Consider the following 18,212-nt stretch of genomic DNA (forward strand, 5'->3'; position numbering starts at 1 on the left):
CGGCCGCGCCGGCCCCGGCTCACAGCCGCACCGCGCCGGTGACGACGCAGGACAGCAGGGTGCGCGCCTGCACGTTCACGTAGTGGCCGTGCCGGAGCAGCTCCCCGAGCTGGGCGGGGGTGGCCCACCGGTGCCCCGGCGGCGGGTCCGCCGGGGCGGTGTCGTCGCGCACCACCGTGTAGACGCCGTGGGAGTCGAGGAACCGGCCGCCCTCCTCGGTGTGCACGGCCCGGTAGAGCACCGCGTCGCCGCGTGCGGACAGGACGGTGTCCAGGAAGGGGGAGCGCCCCTCGAAGGGGTCGGGGTCCCCGGGCGCGCCCTGGACCGTCGGGCCGAGCTCGACCCCGCCAGGCAGGCCGCCCTCGGGGCGGGCGCGCACCAGCAGGTGCGGCACGCCCCCGAACCGCCGGGTGAGGAAGGCCGCCACCCGCTCCCCCACCGGGCGCAGCAGGGGCTGGCTCCACCGGGCGACCTCCCGCGAGCCCGCCCGGACCCCGACCGCGACGACCTCGAAGCCGAGGCCGTCCTCTCGGTGGATCCGGTCGGCGCCGCGCTGCCAGCCGGGCAGCCCGGCCAGGGGCACCGGGTCGGCGCGCAGCGGCGTCAGCGAGCGCTCGCCGACGAACCACGACCGCAGGTCCGTGTCGGTGTGCAGGGCGTCGGGGGCGCCGGCATGGGCGGGGGCGCAGGCCAGCACGCTGCGGGCGTCCATGTTGACGACGCCGTCCAGGCGCAGCAGCCGCCCCAGGGCGCCCAGGCTCATCCACCGGAAGTCCGGGTGCTCGGGGACCGGGTGGCCGGCGGGGACCTCCACGATCATGTTGCGGTTGCTCTTGCGCAGGAACCAGTCGCCGTGCTCGGACTGCAGGACGTCGGCCAGGACCCGGCCCTCGCCGGGGTCCAGGAAGTACTCCAGGTAACGGACCGTGCGGCCGCCGTGGGCCCGGGAGAGGTTGCTGCGGGTGGCCTGGACGGTGGGGGACAGCTGGACGGGGTCGGGGTTGCCCGGCTCCATCTTGGCCTGCATCAGGAGGTGCAGGACGCCGTCGATCTCCTGGGCGAGGATGCCCAGCACCCCGACCTCGGGCTGGTCGATGACGGGCTGGTGCCGCACGTCCGCGGGGCCGGAGCCGGAGCACACGCGCAGACCGCGTACGGCGAAGAAGCGCCCGGTGCGGTGGACGAGGTCGCCCGTCGCCGGGTCGAACCCCCACTCCCCCATCGCGTCGAACGGGATCCGGTCCACGCCGAAGCCGCCGGAGCGGGCCCGCTCGGCGATCCAGTCCAGGACCCCGGCGACCCCGTCGGGGTGCCCGGGGGTCGACACGACGGCCGCGGAGCGGCGCAGGCGCGCGGCGGCGGAGCGGTCCGAACGCCACCTCGGCGCCACCGGGCGCGGGGCGGCGGGCGCGGTACCGGGCGGCGTCATCGGACACCCGCCCAGGTCACGGCGCCGGGTTCGGCGTCCGGCAGGGCGCTCGCCTCGTACTCGTCGGCGACGTCCATGATGTAGCGCCCGTAGCCGGTCGTCGCCTGCGCCTCGCCCAGGCGGCGGCAGCTCCCGGCGTCGATCAGCCCCATCCGCAGGGCGACCTCCTCCACGCAGGCGATCCGGACGCCCTGGCGCTGTTCCAGGATGCGCACGAACTCGCCCGCCTGGAGGAGGGCGTCGTGGGTGCCGGTGTCCAGCCAGGCGAACCCGCGGCCGAGCTCGACCAGGCGGGCGCGCCCCTGCTCCAGGTAGGCGCGGTTGACGTCGGTGATCTCCAGCTCCCCGCGCGCCGAGGGCCGCAGGTCGCGAGCGATCTCCAGCACGTCGTTGTCGTAGAAGTACAGGCCGGTGATCGCCCGGTTGGACCGCGGGCGGCTCGGCTTCTCCTCCAGGGAGACCAGCCGCCCCGAGGCGTCGGTCTCCCCGACCCCGTAGCGTTCGGGGTCGGAGACGCGGTAGCCGAACAGCGTGCAGCCGTCCACCGCCGCCGCCTGCTCCACCAGCAGGTCGGAGAGGCCCCAGCCGTGGAAGATGTTGTCGCCGAGGATGAGCGCGACCCGGTCCGCCCCCACGTGCCGCGCCCCGATGAGGAAGGCGTCGGGCAGCCCGCGCGGGTGCTTCTGCTCCGCGTAGTCCAGGCTCAGTCCCAGGTCGGAGCCGTCTCCCAGGAGGCGCCGGAACCCCGGCAGGTCCTCGGGGGTGGAGATGATCAGGATCTCCCGCAGGCCGGTCAGCATCAGCACCGACAGCGGGTAGTAGATCATCGGTTTGTCGTACACCGGCAGGAGCTGCTTGGAGACTCCCTTGGTGATCGGGTGCAGCCGTGTTCCGCTGCCGCCCGCGAGGATGATCCCCTTCACCGACGACCTCCGAGTGCTCGACGTGGGCCCCGGGGACCCGGACGGAACCGATCGTGGTGCACCGGGGCGCGGGGCGGCCAACGCGCCGGGCCGGGTATGTCACCTCGCGGGCCCCGCTCAGCGCGCGGCGTCCCCCGGGGCCCCGGAGGACACGGACCGCGCGACCAGGTCCTCGGGGTCGGACTCCGCGCCCGCGCCCATCTCCCGCTCCACGGCGTCCGCCCCCAGGGCGGCGACCGCGGCCTGTCCGGCCCGGTCGGCGTCGGCGCGCTCGGCGGCGGGCGGCGCGACGCCCAGCCCCTCGCGGAGGGCCCGGGCCGCGCCGAGCAGCCGGGCGGTGTGCGCGTGCCGGCCCGCGAGGGCGCAGGCGGCGGCCATCCCCTCCAGCGCGGACGCCATCGCCCGGGGGTCCCCCTCCCGGCGGGCCACCGCCCAGCCCTCCCGGTGGCGGCGCAGCGCGGTGCCGGCGTCGCCGCGCGCCTCGGCGACGAAGCCCCATTCGCTCAGGACCTGCGCGAGCACGACCCCGCCCTGGCCGTCCAGCCGCCGGTGGAGTCCGCTCAGGCGGTGCTCCGCCTCGTCCAGCGCCCCCTCCCGGCGGGCGCCCAGGGCCAGTCCGATCTCCGCGTAGATCAGCCCGGCCCGGTCCGAGTGCTCCTCCGCCACGCGCACCGCGCGCAGGTGGTACTCGCGCGCCGCGGCGTGGTCCCCGGTGAGCAGGGCGGCCCGCCCCAGCCCGGAGAGCTTCCACGAGACGTCGTGCCACAGCCCCAGCTCCTCCGCCACGCGCAGCCCCTCGCGGTGGCGGCGCTCGGCCGAGGCGTGGTCGCCCAGGGCCTCGGCCAGGGTCGCCAGGGCGTCGCCCGCCTGGACCTGCCCCCAGCGGTCGCCCAGCTCCGTGAACAGCGCCATGCTCTGCTCGCCGTCGCGGGCGGCCGCTGTGTAGTCCCCGGCCACCAGGGAGAACCAGGTGCGCTGGGCCAGGACGGCCGCGGCGCCCCAGCGGTCGCCGTGCGCGCGGAAGTCGACCAGCGCAGGCTCCACCAGTTCGGCGCCCAGTCCGTTCTCGCCCACCGTGAACAGCACGATGGAGACGAACCAGCGGGCCCGGGCCGCGTCCACGGGGCCGGAGACCCGTTCGCACGCCGCGAGGCTCTCGTGGACGAGCGCGGCCGGTTCGGGTCCGGCGCCGGAGAGCACCGCCAGGCCGTCCGCCCACACCGACATGCGCTCCCGCACGCCCGGCGGCAGCGGCCCCGGCCCGGACAGGACGGCGTCCAGGGCCCTGCGGCACTCCTGGATCCGGCCGCGCAGGTACCAGTACCAGAGCTGGGCCCGGACCAGGCGCAGGAGCAGGTCGCCCTCGCCGGTGAGCCGGGCCGTGTCCAGGGCGAGCCTCAGGTTCGCGGTCTCGGTGTCCAGGCGGCGCAGCCAGGTGCGCTGCTCGGGTCCGTACAGGAAGGAGGAGGCGCGTTCGGCCAGCTCGGTGTAGTACCGGGCGTGCCGGGCGGCGACCTCCCCGTCCTCCCCGGCCTCGGCCAGGCGCTCGTCGCAGTAGAGGGCGACCGACTCCAGGAGGCGGTACCGCGGCCCGGTCTCCTCCTCCGTCATGACGACCAGGGAGCGGGAGATCAGCCGTCCCAGGACGTCCACGACCTCGTCCGCCGGCACGTCCGGGCCCGCGCAGACGGCCTCGGCGCCGGCCAGCGCGCACCCGTCGGCGTGCACGGCCAGGCGGCGCAGCACCCGGCGCTCGGCGGCCGAGAGCAGGTCCCAGCTCCAGTCCATGGTGGCGCGCAGGGTGCGCTGCCGGGCCGGGGTGCGGCGGGGGCTTCCGGTGAGCAGCCGGAAGCGGTCGTCCAGCCGTTCGGCGACCATGTGCACCCCCAGGCCGCGTACGCGCGTGGCGGCCAGTTCCAGGGCCAGGGGGACCCCGTCGAGGCGGTGGCAGATGGCGGTCACCGGGCCGACGTTGTCGTCGGTCAGCTCGAACCCGGGCGAGGAGGCGGCGGCGCGGCGGACGAACAGCTCGACCGCCCCGGCGGTGCGCGCGGCCGCCGCGTCCGTGCCGGGGTCGGGCACCTCCAGCGGGGGGACGACGTGCAGCCACTCGCCGACGATGCCCAGGGGCTCCTGGCTGGTGGTGAGGACGTGCAGTTCGGGGACCTCGCCCAACAGGCGCTCGACCAGGTCGGCGACCCCGTCCAGGACGCGCTCGCAGCCGTCCAGGACCAGCAGGGCGCGGGACGGGCGCAGGGCGTCGGCCACCCGGTGGAACAGGTCCTCGCCCGCACCGGCCGGGAGCGGGTCGCGCAGTTCGAGGGAGTCGGCGATGGCCTGGACGACCCGGGCGGCGGGGGACTCCCCGCCGGGGTTCGCGGACCGGCCCGCCTCGGCCTCCACCGACCAGACCCCGGCGGGGAAGACGTCGACCATGCTCCGCGCGAGTTCGAGCGCGAGGCGGGACTTGCCGATCCCCCCGGGGCCGGTGAGGGTGACCAGGCGCTCGGCACGGACCACCTCGCGCAGGCGCTCGATCAGGTCCGCGCGTCCGATCAGGTCGCTGACCGGTGCCGTCAGGTTGGACCTGCGCCGAGGGGTGTCGGAACGGGCGTCCGACGGCAGGAGGGCGGGGTCCTGGGTGAGGATCCTCTGGTGCAGGGTGACGAGTTCGACCCCCGGGTCCAGCCCCAGTTCCTCGCGCAGGAGGCGGTCCACGTCGGCATAGCTCTCCAGCGCCTCGGAGCCCCGGCCGGACCGGTACAGGGCGAGCATGTGGAGGGCGCGGGCGCGCTCGCGCAGGGGGTGCTCGTCCACGAGCGCGGCCAGGTCCCCGATGAGCCGGTGGTGCTCGCCCAGGTCCAGGCGGGTCTGCGCGTGCTCCTCCAGCGCCGACAGGCGCTGCTCCTCCAGGTTGGCGACCACCGGCCGGGCGAAGGGCTCGTCGGCGAAGTCGGCGAGCGCCGGGCCCCGCCACAGGGCGAGGGCGTCGGAGAGCAGGACGGACCGCATGCGGGGCTCGCCGGTGGCGCGGGCCCGCTCCATGAGCTGGCGGAACCGGTCGGTGTCGGTGTCGTCGGGTCCGACGGCGAGCCGGTAGCCGGAGGCCATGGACACGACGAGGTCCCGGCCGCCGGGCTCGGCCTCGTCGAAGGCCCGGCGGAGCTGGGACACCTTGGCCCGCAGGGCCGGGAGCGGCCGGGCGGGCGGGGTGTCCCCCCACAGTTCGTCGATGAGCCGGTCGGCGGGGATCGCCCGCCCCTCACCGGTGAGCAGTACGGCCAGGAGCCTGCGGACCTTGAGTTCGGGCACCTGGACGGGGCGGCCGTCCGTCGTCTCCACGGCCAGCGGCCCGAGAAGGCGGAATCGCATCGTCGTCCCCCGTCCCCTTCCCCTTCTCCGCCCCCGGTGCCCGGCCGGTGCGCGGTCCCCGCCGGTCCGCGGGGGTCCGCGGAACGGGGCTCACTATATAGCCGGGGAGCGACGGCGGCGGAGGTGACAAACCCCTGGAACCGCGCCGGTTCCGGGGGGCCGGGGAACCCTACACTCCCCCGGTGAGACTTCGGGAGGCCGTCCATGCACGAATCCGCGGACACCGGCACGACGGGACGGGGTGACGCCCTGCGGCACCCCTCCTGGTTCGACGAGGCCAAACTCGGGATCCTCGTCCACTGGGGGGCGGCCTCGATCCCGGCCTACGCCCCGGTACGGCGGTCCCTGCTCCCCGACCCGGTGGCGGACATGGGCGTGGTCGAGCGCGCGGACGTCCCCGCGTGGTGGCGGACCGACGGGGACGCGGGCATGTACCAGAACGCCCTGGCGCTCCCGGGGAGCGCCGTCGGGCGCCACCACCGGGAGCGGTACGGCGACCTGCCCTACTCCGCCTTCGTGGAGCGCCTGCGCGACGAGGTCGTCCCCCGCTGGGACCCGCGCCCGTGGGGCGAGCTGTTCGAGCGCTCGGGCGCCGGGTACGTGGTGTTCAGCGCCAAGGCCGAGGACGGCTTCCTGATGTGGCCCAGCGAGCACCCCCACCCGCGGGGCACGGCCTGGTCGTCGCCGCGCGACGTCGTGGGAGAGCTGGCGGAGGAGGTGCGCGGCCGCGGCATGGAGTTCGGCGTCTACTACAGCGCCTGGGACTTCTCCTTCTCCCAGGCGCCCGTCTCCGACCTCGCGTCGGCCCTGGCCGCCCTGCCCCGGGGTGAGGACTACCGCGACCTGTTCCTCGGGCACTGGAAGGAGCTGGTCCGCCGGTACCGCCCGTGCACCCTGTGGAACGACTACGGGGTCTCCCCTCCCGGCCTCGACCTGCCGGCCCTGTTCGAGTGGTACCACGACAGGGTCCCCCACGGCCTGGTCAACGACAGGTTCGACATCGCCGCCCAGGGCCGGGGCGACCTCCACGCCGGGTACGCGACGTGCGAACCCGGGGTCGCGCCCCCGGAGCGGGGCCGCTGGCAGGCGGTGCGGCCGCTGAGCGGCAGCTACTTCTACAACGCCGAGGAGCGCGACTCCGACCACATCGACCCCGTGCACCTCGTCCACGTGCTGGCCGACGTCGTCGCCCGGGGCGGCTCCCTGCTCGTCAACGTCGGCCCCACCGGGGCGGGCGCCGTCCCCTGGTCCCAGTCCCGGCGGCTGCTGGAGCTGGGCGCCTGGATGGACGTGTACGGGGAGGCCGTCCGCGGCACCCGCCCCTGGACCAGGGTGCACGGGACGACCGACGAGGGGCTCCAGGTGCGGTACACCCGCACCGGCCGGCACCTCAACGCGATCGTCCTGGGCACGCCGCGCACCGCCGACCTGGGGCTGGACCTGCTCCTGGAACCCGGCTCCGAGGTGACCGCCCTGGACGGCTCCGGGCCCCTGGACTGGCGGCCCTCGCCACACGGGACGACCGTCCGGCTGCGCGAGGCCCCGCCCGAGCAGCCCGCCCTCGCCGTGCGGATCGGCCCCGTGGACGGGGTCTCCCCGGTGTGACCCCCGCGACCGGGCGGACCCGGTCCCGGGCGGGCGCGACGGCGGCCGCCTCCCCTTCGATTCCGCGGACCCCGGGACCGGGTCCGCCCCTTGGTTCCACGAGAAAGGCAGAACCGATGAAGGCGCTGTTCATCCCCGGCAACAGTCCGGCGACCGTCTACACCCACGCGGCCCTGGCCACGGCCGTGCGCAACGCGGGGCACGAGGTGTTCATGGCCGGCATCCAGTGGGTGATCCCGGACATCGTGTCCGTGGGCCTGCCCGCGGTGCGCACCTCCCCGATCGACCTGGACGACGTCATGGCGTTCATGGCCGGCATGCCCGCCGACCCCGAGGGGGCGGCGCGGGCCGCCGGGCGGGTGTACGCCGAGATCGGCGTCGAATCCCTGGACCCCCTGGTGAAGATGGCCGAGCACTGGCGGCCGGACCTCGTGGTCGGCAGCCCGATGTACTACGGGGCCGCGCTCCTGGCCCAGCGGCTCTCGGTCCCCTGGGTGATGCTGGAGTGGGACCGCGGCGACGCCTCCATCTACCACCCCGGGGCGATGGAGGTGCTGCGCCCGGTCCTGGACGGGCTGGGCCTGGACCGGCTCCCCGGGCCCGACCTGCACATCGACGTCTGCCCGCCGAGCCTGCGCCCGGAGGGCGCGCCGGAGTCGGTGACGATGCGCTTCGTCCCGGCGAACCCGCAGCGGCACCTCGAACCGTGGATGTACACCCGGGCCGACCGCCCGCGGGTCGCGATCACCGGCGGCAGCCGGGTGTTCCAGGGCGACCGGCTGGCGCGGACGGCGCGCGCCATCGGCGCGCTGGGGGTGGAGGTGGTGGTCGCGGCCCCCGAGCCGGTGGCCGAGCAGGTGCGCGAGAGCGATCCGCAGGTGCGCGCGGGCTGGGTCCCCCTGGACGTGCTCGCCCCGACCTGCGACGTCATCGTCCACCACGGCGGCGGCGCCACCGACATGACCTCGATGGCCTGCGGCGTCCCCCAGCTCATCGTCATCCAGGACGTGTCGGCGGTGGAGATGCGCCGCATCGCCGACGCCGGTGCGGCGATCATGCTCGACCCGGACCGCCAGGAGGTGGAGGACATCGCCCGGGCGTGCTCGACGCTGCTGGATTCCCCCTCCTACCGCGCCCGGGCACGGGAGCTGGCCGCGGAGAACGCCGCGCAGCCGGGCCCGGCGGCCATGGTGGAGCGGCTGGAGCGCCTGGTCGGCTGACCGCTCGGGGCGGCGCGGGGACCGGGGGTCGTGTCCCGGTCCCCGCACCGCCCCCGGCACGGGGCCTGCCGTCAGCCCTGGGTCGGGACGTCGTCACCGCGGCGGTCCGGCTCCGCGGCCGCCGCGTCCCCGGCGGCACCGCCCTCGCCGGAGTCCTCCTCCGCGGCGCCGTCCTCGTGTCCGATCGGGGGCAGGTGGCGCAGCAGGACCACCACCATGCCGGCGGTGCCCAGCATGAGCAGCGCGCTGACGAGCATCACGGCGTTCATGCCGCTCATGAACGCCTCGCGGCCCGCGGCCAGCACCTGGTCGGCGAGCGGGCCGGACAGGCCCTCGACGACGCCGATCAGGCCGGCGAAGCTCCCCTGGGCGCTCTCGGCCTCCTCGGCCGACAGGCCCTCCGGCAGCAGGCCGCCCACGCGCGAGGCGTAGATGGCGGCGCCCAGCGAGCCGAACGTGGCGATGCCCATGGCCGCGCCGAACTCCGCACCGGTCTCCGACATGCCCGACGCCGTGCCGGTCCGTTCCGGGGGCGCGGAGCTGACCACCATGTCGGTGCTCAGCGCCAGCAGCGGCTGGGCGCCCAGGATCCCGACGACCGCGCCGGTCATGAACAGGACCAGGCCGGAGGCCGGGCCGACGAAGGCCATCGCGCCGAACCCCAGCGCGCACAGCGCCAGCCCCGCGCCGATGACCGTGGCCGGCGGGTACTTCGCCGCGAGGATCGGGGCGGCGGTCGCGCCGACGACGCTGGCGATGCCCAGGGGGATGAACCACAGGCCCGCCGCGAACGGCGACAGCCCCTGGACCAGCTGCATGAACTGGGTGAAGTGGTAGGTGAAGGAGTAGAACACCACCTGGCCGAGCAGCAGCGCCAGGAGGGCGCCGGTGAACGTGCGGCTGGAGAAAAGGCTCAGGTCCAGCAGCGGGTGGGCGATCCTGCGCTGGCGGTACACGAAGAGCACGCCCGCGGCCAGGCCCACGGCCAGGGCGAGGAGCGGCACCGCCCGCACCGCCGCGTCGGCGGCGATCTCCTTCATGCCGTAGACGACGGGCAGGATGGCCGCCAGCGAGAGGGCCACGCTCACCAGGTCCATGCGCCCGGCCGAGGAGTCCCGGTACTCCGGCAGCAGGAACGGGCCCGCGACCAGGAGGACGGCCATGACCGGGACGGCCAGCAGGAACACCGACCCCCACCAGAAGAACTCCAGGAGGAGGCCGCCCACGGCCGGGCCGAGGACGCCTCCCACCGTGAAGGACATGAGCCAGACGGCCACCGCCATCGACCTCTGCTTGGGGTCCTTGAACATGACCGTGATCAGGGCCAGTGTCGGCGGCATGAGCATCGCTCCGGCGATCCCCAGGAGCACGCGGGCGGCGATGAGCATCTCCGTGCTGTTGGAGAACGCAGCGATCACCGAGGCCGCGCCGAAGGCCACCGCGCCGATCAACAGCAGGCGCCGCCGGCCGATGCGGTCGCCGAAGGTCCCCATGGTGATGAGGAAGCCGGCGACCATGAACCCGTAGATGTCCATGATCCACAGCAGCTCGGTGGTGCTCGCCCCCAGGTCGGCCCCCAGGTGCGGGATAGCCATGTAGAGCACGGTGAGATCCAGCGAGAGCAGCATGGTGGGCAGGGCCAGGACGATCAGGCCCGCCCATTGCCTCGGGGTGGCGCGTACGGGCGCGCCGGGTTCCGCTGGGGACATCACTTTCTCCGTTCCTCGTGGTGCGGTCGGTCCGGGGGCGCGGGGTCCTCCGCGCTCGGACCGGGGGACCCCGGCTCGCCGGGGTAGGGTGCGCGCTCCCTGCCGTCCTGGAGGGTGCGGGCCCACCAGGCGAGGCAGTCGAGCAGGGCCAGGGAGTGCGCGTCGTGCTCCGGCAGCACCGTGAAGACCGGCCCGCCGTCGTAGCGCTCCGGGTAGTGGGGCAGGCTGACCGTCTCGCGGACGTTCACCGCCCCCAGTTCCGTGAGGACCGGTTGCAGGGCCTGGACCGCGCGCAGGCCGCCGGCGGCGCCGCCGTAGGAGACGTAGCCGACCGGTTTGGTCCGCCACTCCACGACGCACCAGTCGATGGCGTTCTTCAGGGCGGCCGGGTACCCGTTGTTGTGCTCGGGTGTGACGATCGCGAAGGCGTCCGCGGCGCGCAGCCACCCCTTGAGGTCGCGCACGGCCTGCGGGGGCTCCTCCGCCCGGTCCGTGATCAGGATGTCGGGCAGCCACGCCTGGGCGAGGTCGATCACGTCGACGTCGAAGAACCCGTGGTGGCGGGCCCGCTCGGCGAACCACTCGGCGACCACCGGCCCCACACGCCCCTTGCGTGTGCTGCCGATGATGATCACCAACCGCGATGCACTGCCCATCCCGACTCCTCACGCACGGTGCCCCAGTGGGCGTGTTCCGCGGGCCCTTCTCCCGTCCGTCGCCCGCCACCGCATCGGACGGACGCACACGGCGCGGTCCTTCTCCCCGCGGCGGACGGTGCACGCGGAACACGCCCTGGCACGCAGTCTCCATCGGAACCGTTCGGGAGACGTTCGGCTCCGGTTATGGTCGCGCCGAACGGGGCGGCTGACCTGACACATTCGGCGCACCGCCCTGGTCGGCCCGCGGCGCCGGTGCCAGAGTCTGAGCCGTCGACGCCCCCGGCGGCGCCCGCCCCGGCGCCCCCGGCAGGGCGCGGGGCCGACGGGCCCGCCCGCACCACTCCCCTGACAAGGCGAGGTTGACCGTGACGAACACCCAGAGCTTGACGCCGTTGGCGGTGCTCGCCGACGACTCCCGGTGGCGCCGCCCCGAGGAGATGTTCGCGATCCTGGGGAGCTACCGCCGGGAACGGCCGGTGGCCCTGGCGGAGAGCCCCGACTTCCGCTCGTTCTGGCTGGTGACCCGGCACGCGGACATCACGTCGATCGAGCGCCGCCCGGAGCTGTTCACGAACCGGCCCGGACCGCTGCTGGAGTACACCGAGCCCCCGGAGGAGACCGCGGAGGAGGACCTCAAGCCCCTCCCCCACCGCGACGGCGAGGACCACCGGGCCCACCGGGCCATCGCGCAGAACTGGTTCAGGTACAAGGCCATCAGCGAGATCGAGAAGCACGTGGCCGAGCTCGCCCGGCAGTCGGTGGACGAGCTGCTGGAGCAGGGCCCCGAGTGCGACTTCGTCGAGACCGTCGCAGCCCGCTTCCCGCTGCGCACGGTCATGGCCCTGCTGGGTCTGCCCGACGAGAGCTTCGAGCGGATGTACCGGTCGACCCAGACCATGGCCTGGGAGAAGGACCCGGAGGGCGCCCAGGCCAACTGGCAGGCGACCCTGGCCATGTTCGCCCGGATCACCGAGTCCCGCCGGGCCGAGCCCACCTCCGACCTGGCGTCGGCCATCGCCAACGGGCGGGTGAACGGCGAGCTGCTCGTGGAGCCGGACCTGACGACCTACTACATGCTCATCGCCGACGCCGGGTACGAGACCACGGCGTTCTCCCTGGCGGGGGGCCTGTACGAGCTCATGCGCCACCCCGACCAGCTGGCCCTGCTGCGGGCCGAGCCGGAGCTGATCCCCAACGCGGTGGAGGAGATCCTGCGCTGGACCTCCCCGGTGCGGCACTTCCTGCGCACCGCCCAGGAGGACACCGAGGTCCGCGGGGTGGAGATCCGCAAGGGCGAGCGGGTGATGCTGTCCTACCCCGCGGCCAACCGCGACGAGGAGGTCTTCGCCGACTCCGAGCGGTTCGACGTCACCCGGACCGACGCCGACCGGCACCTCGCCTTCGGCGGGTACGGCCCCCACCACTGCATCGGCGCCCCGCTGAGCCGCATGGAGATCCGGCTGTTCCTGACCGAGCTGCTGGACCGCACCAAGGCGATCGAGCCCGCGGGCGAGGCCGTCTTCAAGGGGTCGGCGTTCCTGGGCGGGGTCTGCTCCCTGCCCGTGCGGATCACGCCCGCGTCCTGCGCCTGACCACGCCGCGCCCCACCCATCCCAGAACGGAAAGGACCCTCACCATGACGGTGGCGAAGGAATCGGACATCGACTCGATCGTCACGGACGAGCTCGTGGCGCTCTACCGGGAGCGCGGTTTCGTGAACGTGCCGGCGCTCCTGACCCCCGAGGAGGTCGCCGAGCAGTTCGCCGACGCCGAGCGCCAGTTCGCCGAGCGCGAGACCGAACTGTGGGAGGAGGAGGACGGGCTGGCCATGGACTGGGTGGCCGACGCCGGCCTGCGCAGTGAGGTGACCCGCCGCCTCGCGCTGCACCCCAAGGTCACCGCCGCCGCCGAGAAGCTGGCCGGGACCCCGCTGCGGCTCTTCAAGAGCGAGCTGTTCCGCAAGCCCGCCGGCGGGCTGTCGGCGCCCACCCCGATCCACTACGACTCGCCCTCCCACCCCTTCGAGGGCCGACCGGTCACCCTGACCGCCTGGACCGCCCTGGTCGACGTCCCCGAGGAGCGCGGCTGCATGTCGTTCATCCCCGGCTCGCACAAGGAGGTCACCCCCAAGGAGGGCGACGACGGCATGTCCCCGCTGGACCGGTGGCCGCACTTCGCCTGGGAGGAGCGTGTGACCGTCCCGCTGCGCGCGGGCGACGTCCACTTCCACCACGGCCGGGTCATCCACTCCGCCGGGGCCAACAACACCGACACGACCCGGATCTCGCTGGGCACGGTGTACATGGACGCCGACGCCGTGTACCGCCCCAACCCCGTCTACAGCTACCTGTTCCCGGGCGACGACCTGGGCGGCCTGGAGCCCGGCCAGCCGGTCCGCGGCGAGCGGTTCCCGCTCGCCCGCTCCGGCGCCTGACCGGCCCGCCCTCCGTGCGGCCGCCGGGACCTCCTCCGGACCGGCGGCCGCCCCACCCGCCAGGCGGGCCCGTACCCGCCTGGGCGGCGGGGTGAATGCGCCGCCCCCGCCGCCCGTCCCGCCCGCGCACGCCGCGGGCGGGGTGTCCGGGCCGCTCCGCCCCCGGAGCGGCCCGGACCCGGTCACCCCCCACGCCCGACCGAAGACGGAAGTGAGTTCACCATGCCCCGCAGGATCGCGATCGTCGGTGGCGGAATGGCCGGAACCGCGGCCGCGAAGAAACTGGCCGGCGACGGCGCCGAGACGGTCCTCTTCGAGGGGGCGGACGGCCTCGGCGGCCGGGCCCGCTCCTGGCACCGGCCCGAACTGGAGCCGGATGTCGGCATCAACCTCATGTTCGTGAGCTTCTACGAGCGGATGGGCGCGCTCATCCGGGAGTACGGCCTGGAGAACGACCTGGTCGAGCTCTCCACCGACGTACACATCACCAAGAACGGCCGGGCCGTGGGACTGTCCTCGGACTCGCCGGTCAACCTGCTGCGCTACCCGCACGCGTCGCTGCGGGACCGGTTCGCCTTCCTCATCGCCTCCCTGCGGGAGGTGTCCAAGAAGTCCGAGCTCGACCTCTTCGACCCGCTCAAGACGGCCCACCTCGACAACGGCGAGACCGCCGCCGGGTACGGGGCGCGGGTCATCTCCCCCGAGGGCTTCGACTACCTGCTGCGCCCCCAGATCGAGGGCTTCTGGAACTTCGCCAGCGAGGAGGTCTCGGCGGTGCACGCCCGCGCCCTGGTGGCATGGCTGGGCGGGGCGGGCTTCCACGTGCTGCGCGACGGGATGGAGGTCATCGCCGAGCGCAACGCGGCCGGGAGCGAGGTGCGCCTGCGGCACGAGGTGACCGAGACGGCCGAGACCGGATCGGGCGTGCTGGTCCGCTTCACCGACGCCACGGGCGCCCCGGGCGAGGAGGAGTTCGACGCGGTCGTGGTGGCGACGCCCGCGCCCGTCGCCGACCGGATCACGGCGAAGCTGTCGGCCGAGGCAGTCCCGGACGCCACCCGCGCGTTCCTGACCACCCAGCGGTACGAGCCGGCGCTCTCGGTGTCCTACCTCGTCCCCCGCGGCACGCTCCCCGAACAGGCCCACATCGTGGCCGGCGGGCGCCAGGACCCGCCGCTGCGGAACATGATCACCTACACGCGGACCCGGATCGACCCGGACGGGGGGCGCAGGGAAACGCTCCTGCTGTTCACCTACCCGGGCCGCGCGGTCACCCGCAGGCTGATCGGCCGCCCCGCCGAGGAGCAGTTCGCCGAGGTCACCCCGCTGCTGCCCACGCTGTGGCCCGACATGCCCGAGAACGTCGAGCCCTTCCACATCGCCGAACGCCCCTACGGCTTCCCGATCCCGGCCCCGGGACGCTACCGCGCCTCCGCCGCGGTCATCCGGTCTCAGCGGCCCCCGGTGGTCTTCTGCGGCGACTACTTCAACTCGCCGACCACCGAGGCGGCCCTGCTGTCCGGGGAGCGGGCCGCCGAGACCCTGCTGGACGGCCTCGGGCGCAGCCGCGGACCCAGGTGACACACTCCGTGCGAACCCGCCCGCGCCGGGCCGCGGGCGGCCACACTCCATGGACATGGACGCCGCATACATAGACCGTCTGGGCCCGGCCGACGAGATCCGCCACGGGCGCCTGCCGGACCCGCTCCCCGGACCGGCGGACGTGCTGGTCGAGGTGACCGCCACCGCCGTCAACCACGTCGACACCTTCGTGCGCTCGGGTGCCTGGCGCACCCTTCTCACGTTCCCGTTCGTCATCGGCCGGGACCTGGTCGGCACCGTCGCCGCCACCGGCGAGCGGGTGTCCGGCTTCGCCCCCGGGGACCGGGTCTGGTCGCTGAGCATGGGATACGCCGGGCGCCCGGGAGCGGCGGCCGAACGGGTCGCCGTCCCCGCCGACCACCTCCACCACCTGCCCGCGGGGGCCGACCCCGTCGACGCGGTGGCGCTGGCCCACCCCGCCGCGACGGCGCACGCCGCCCTGTTCCGCTGCGGCCGGCTGCGCGCCGGCGAGACGGTCGCCGTGGTCGGCGCCGGCGGGAACGTCGGCGGGGCCGCGGTGGCCCTGGCCGTGGACGCCGGGGCCCGGGTCGTGGCCGTGGCCTCGGCCCACGACGCGGACTACTGCGCGAAGCTGGGCGCCGACGCGGTCGTGGACCGCGCCGCCCCCGACGTCCACCGCCGCCTGGCCCGCCTGTGCCCCGACGGGGTCGACGTGTACGTCGACGCCGCGGGCCGCAACGAGGTCGACCACGCCCTGGGCGTCCTGGCCCGGCGGGGGAGGATCGTCCTCCTGGCCGGCATGCGCACCCGGGCCGTCATCCCGGTGGGCGACCTCTACCTGCTGGACCGCACCGTCACGGGGTTCGCCATCTCCCAGGCGTCGACCGGGGAGCTCGCCCGCGCGGTCGCGGACCTGGGTCCCCTGATCGCCGACGGGCGCCTGCGCCCGCGGGAGGTGGAGGTCCTGCCGCTGGAGGCGGCCGCCGAGGCGCACCGCGCCGTCGAGACCGGCCGCGCCCGGGGGCGGCGGTTCGTGCTGCGGGTCGGGGAGGGCGCCGGGAGGACTTGACCAACCCTGACCCGATGCTTGGCCACCGGATCCGCCCCGCTGCGATCCTCTCCCCATGAACGCACCCGTCTCCGTCATCGACCGCAGCCCCCTCTTCGACCTCCGGGCCCGGATCACCGTCGCGGCCTCCCCCGACGAGATCTACACGGTGGTCTCCGACCTGCCCCGCAGCGCCGAGTGGAGCCCCGAGTGCCGCGGCGGGGAATGGATCCACGGAGAGCCCGCGCAGGTGGGCTCGGTCTTCCGGGGGGAGAACCACCGGCCCCGGGACGTCGTGGGCTGGGCGCCCCTGATCCGCGGCACCTGGCACACCGAGTGCCGTGTGGTGGCCGCCGAGCCGGGGCGGACCTTCCGCTGGATGATGCTGTCCCACGCCGGCGAGGACCAGGAGAGCATCTGGGGCTTCGACACCGGCGCCGACGGCCCCGACTCCTACCTCGAACACCACTTCCGCATGGGCCGGGCGACCGCAGGCATCCACAAGATCACCGCCGATCTGAGCGAGCCCGACCGCGAGCGCTTCATCACCGACTGGACCGCCAAGCTCGAGGACGACCTGGCGATGACACTGGCCCGGATCAAGGCCGTGATCGAGAAGGCCTGACCCCCCGAACCCGAAGGACACCGAAGCCATGTTCCTCCAACGCATCGCCAACCAGGGCATCCGGTTGGGCAGCCTGTTCGACCGGGCCGCGGCCCGGCACCCGGCGAGTCCGCTGATCCTCGACCACGACCTCGACATCGCGCCCGAGCGCGGGCGCCGCCTGACCCTGACCGAGGCGGCCGACCTGGTGGACGACTTCGCCTCCCGGCTGTGGGCGCTGAAGGTCCGCCCGGGAGAGCACGTGGTCGTGCACAAGTCCGACGGCTTCGACATCTCCCTGATGGCCTGCGCGGTCAACCGCGTGGGCGCCGTCCCCGTCATGCTGTCGGCGAAGCTGGACGGGGACACCGTCGCCGCGCTCCTGCGCCGGGTCGACCGCCCCTACCTGCTCACCGACCAGGCCAAGCTGGAGAAGGAGCTCCCCGCCGAGGTGTTCGACCTCAGCGAGCGGGTCATCCTGGCCTCCGGGGAGTACGAGGGCGCCGTGTCCCTGGCCTCCCTGGCCGGGACCCCCCGGGTGCGCCCGGTCATCATGCCGCCCGACCACCCCACGATGGTCACCCACACGTCGGGGACCACCGGCCTGCCCAAGCTGGCCGTGCACACCGGGTTCACCTTCCAGTCGCGCTACCGGCCCCAGGCCGCCGTCGTCGCCGCCGCCGTGGGCCGCAGCGAGCCCATCGCGGTCCACGTGTCCTTCGTCCACTCGCGCATGTACACGGCGATGCCCATCTCGATCCTCCAGGGGCACCCGCTGGTCATCCTGCGCGACGACGCCCCCGAGCACGTCGCCGAGCTCTTCTCCCGGGTGCGGCCGGGGTTCATCGAGGCGCACCCCAACACGTTCCTGCGCTGGGAGGTGCTGGCGGACGACCCCCGCGAGCCGCTGGCCAACGTCAAGTACTTCAGCAGCACCTTCGACGCCATCCACCCCCGGACCGTGCACACCATGCTGCGCGCCTCCCGGCGCAGCGTCCCGCTGTTCGCCCAGGCCTACGGGCAGAGCGAGGTCGGCCCGATCGCGGCGCGCACCTACTCGCGCGACCGCTCGCCGGACGCCGACGGCCGCTGCGTGGGCTTCCCGTTCCCCGGCATGACCGACGTCCGGGTGGTCCCCCGCGACGGGAGGACCCCCTCCAAGTCCTCCCCGGGGTACATCGAGGTCCGCAGCGACGGCCGCATCATCACCTACATGGGCGAGCACGCGCGCTGGCGCAAGCAGGTCAACGGCGGCTGGTGGCGGATGGGCGACGTCGGCTACCGGAGCAAGTGGGGGTGCCTGCACCTGCTCGACCGGGAGGTCGACGAGATCGACGGCATCGACAGCACCCTGGAGATCGAGGACAAGCTGTTCACCCGGCTGCCCGACCTCGTCGAGGTGGTCATCGTCCCCTCCGCCCAGGGCTCCCCCGTCCCCGTGGTGTGCACCCGCGACGACCGGCCGCTGGACCCCGCCGCCTGGGAGGCGGCGACCGCGGACCTGCCCCCGCTGGAGCCGCCCGTGCACCGGCGGCTGGAGGAGCTTCCCCAGACCGCCACCACCAAGATCAAGCGGCTGGAGCTGGCGGCCCGCCTGGTCGCCGCCGACCGCGCCGAATGACCCGGGCCCCGCGCCCCACCCGGGG

At 74.6% G+C, this 18,212-nt stretch carries 13 protein-coding genes; 8 read left to right on the top strand and 5 right to left on the bottom strand.

What is annotated here, in order from left to right:
• Positions 1–19: 19 nt before the first annotated feature.
• The 3 genes from ACFVNO_RS15775 to ACFVNO_RS15785 all read right to left on the bottom strand — a co-directional run bounded on the left by ACFVNO_RS15775 (position 20) and on the right by ACFVNO_RS15785 (position 5,724).
• Complete coding sequence (locus ACFVNO_RS15775) at positions 20–1,429, bottom strand: NDP-hexose 2,3-dehydratase family protein (protein ID WP_378893157.1); 1,410 nt, start codon at positions 1,427–1,429, stop codon at positions 20–22.
• Entirely contained in the window at positions 1,426–2,352 is a 927-nt protein-coding gene (gene rfbA / locus ACFVNO_RS15780; protein WP_355266978.1) for a glucose-1-phosphate thymidylyltransferase RfbA, read from the bottom strand. Before rfbA ends, ACFVNO_RS15775 begins: the two co-directional genes overlap by 4 nt.
• Before the next feature lie 117 nt (positions 2,353–2,469).
• Positions 2,470–5,724 (bottom strand): BTAD domain-containing putative transcriptional regulator, encoded by a 3,255-nt coding sequence (locus tag ACFVNO_RS15785; protein ID WP_378893161.1) that lies wholly within the window; start codon positions 5,722–5,724, stop codon positions 2,470–2,472.
• Between the two features lie 204 nt (positions 5,725–5,928).
• On the opposite strand from ACFVNO_RS15785, the gene ACFVNO_RS15790 reads away from it, so the two are divergent.
• Positions 5,929–7,329 carry an alpha-L-fucosidase gene (locus ACFVNO_RS15790; RefSeq protein WP_378893164.1) on the top strand — a complete coding sequence of 467 codons (1,401 nt, stop codon included), beginning with the start codon at positions 5,929–5,931 and terminating at the stop codon, positions 7,327–7,329.
• 116 nt (positions 7,330–7,445) lie between these two features.
• Positions 7,446–8,549, top strand: coding sequence for a nucleotide disphospho-sugar-binding domain-containing protein (locus ACFVNO_RS15795; RefSeq protein ID WP_378893167.1), 1,104 nt, complete (start codon positions 7,446–7,448; stop codon positions 8,547–8,549).
• 71 nt (positions 8,550–8,620) lie between these two features.
• On the opposite strand, the gene ACFVNO_RS15800 is transcribed toward ACFVNO_RS15795, so the two are convergent.
• Together ACFVNO_RS15800 and ACFVNO_RS15805 are read right to left on the bottom strand one after the other, a co-directional pair.
• Positions 8,621–10,258: an MFS transporter gene (locus ACFVNO_RS15800; RefSeq protein ID WP_355266966.1), complete on the bottom strand. Its 1,638-nt coding sequence runs from the start codon at positions 10,256–10,258 to the stop codon at positions 8,621–8,623.
• On the bottom strand, positions 10,258–10,914 hold the full coding sequence (locus ACFVNO_RS15805; RefSeq protein ID WP_220560657.1) for an NADPH-dependent FMN reductase: 657 nt from the start codon (positions 10,912–10,914) through the stop codon (positions 10,258–10,260). Before ACFVNO_RS15805 ends, ACFVNO_RS15800 begins: the two co-directional genes overlap by 1 nt.
• Positions 10,915–11,282: 368 nt before the next feature.
• On the opposite strand from ACFVNO_RS15805, the gene ACFVNO_RS15810 reads away from it, so the two are divergent.
• The 6 genes from ACFVNO_RS15810 to ACFVNO_RS15835 all read left to right on the top strand — a co-directional run bounded on the left by ACFVNO_RS15810 (position 11,283) and on the right by ACFVNO_RS15835 (position 18,187).
• Positions 11,283–12,509: a cytochrome P450 gene (locus ACFVNO_RS15810; RefSeq protein ID WP_355266963.1), complete on the top strand. Its 1,227-nt coding sequence runs from the start codon at positions 11,283–11,285 to the stop codon at positions 12,507–12,509.
• Positions 12,510–12,553: 44 nt separating this feature from the next.
• Positions 12,554–13,351, top strand: a complete 798-nt coding sequence (locus ACFVNO_RS15815; RefSeq protein WP_220560655.1) for a phytanoyl-CoA dioxygenase family protein — start codon at positions 12,554–12,556, stop codon at positions 13,349–13,351.
• A gap of 222 nt (positions 13,352–13,573) precedes the next feature.
• On the top strand, positions 13,574–14,932 hold the full coding sequence (locus ACFVNO_RS15820) for an FAD-dependent oxidoreductase (RefSeq protein WP_355266959.1): 1,359 nt from the start codon (positions 13,574–13,576) through the stop codon (positions 14,930–14,932).
• A gap of 55 nt (positions 14,933–14,987) precedes the next feature.
• Positions 14,988–15,983 (top strand): zinc-binding dehydrogenase, encoded by a 996-nt coding sequence (locus ACFVNO_RS15825; protein ID WP_378893175.1) that lies wholly within the window; start codon positions 14,988–14,990, stop codon positions 15,981–15,983.
• A gap of 55 nt (positions 15,984–16,038) precedes the next feature.
• Complete coding sequence (locus ACFVNO_RS15830; protein ID WP_355266953.1) at positions 16,039–16,587, top strand: SRPBCC family protein; 549 nt, start codon at positions 16,039–16,041, stop codon at positions 16,585–16,587.
• Positions 16,588–16,615: 28 nt separating this feature from the next.
• On the top strand, positions 16,616–18,187 hold the full coding sequence (locus tag ACFVNO_RS15835; protein ID WP_355266950.1) for a class I adenylate-forming enzyme family protein: 1,572 nt from the start codon (positions 16,616–16,618) through the stop codon (positions 18,185–18,187).
• Positions 18,188–18,212: the final 25 nt, after the last annotated feature.

This window comes from Nocardiopsis sp. NPDC057823 (assembly GCF_042797335.1).
Taxonomy (GTDB): domain Bacteria; phylum Actinomycetota; class Actinomycetes; order Streptosporangiales; family Streptosporangiaceae; genus Nocardiopsis; species Nocardiopsis changdeensis.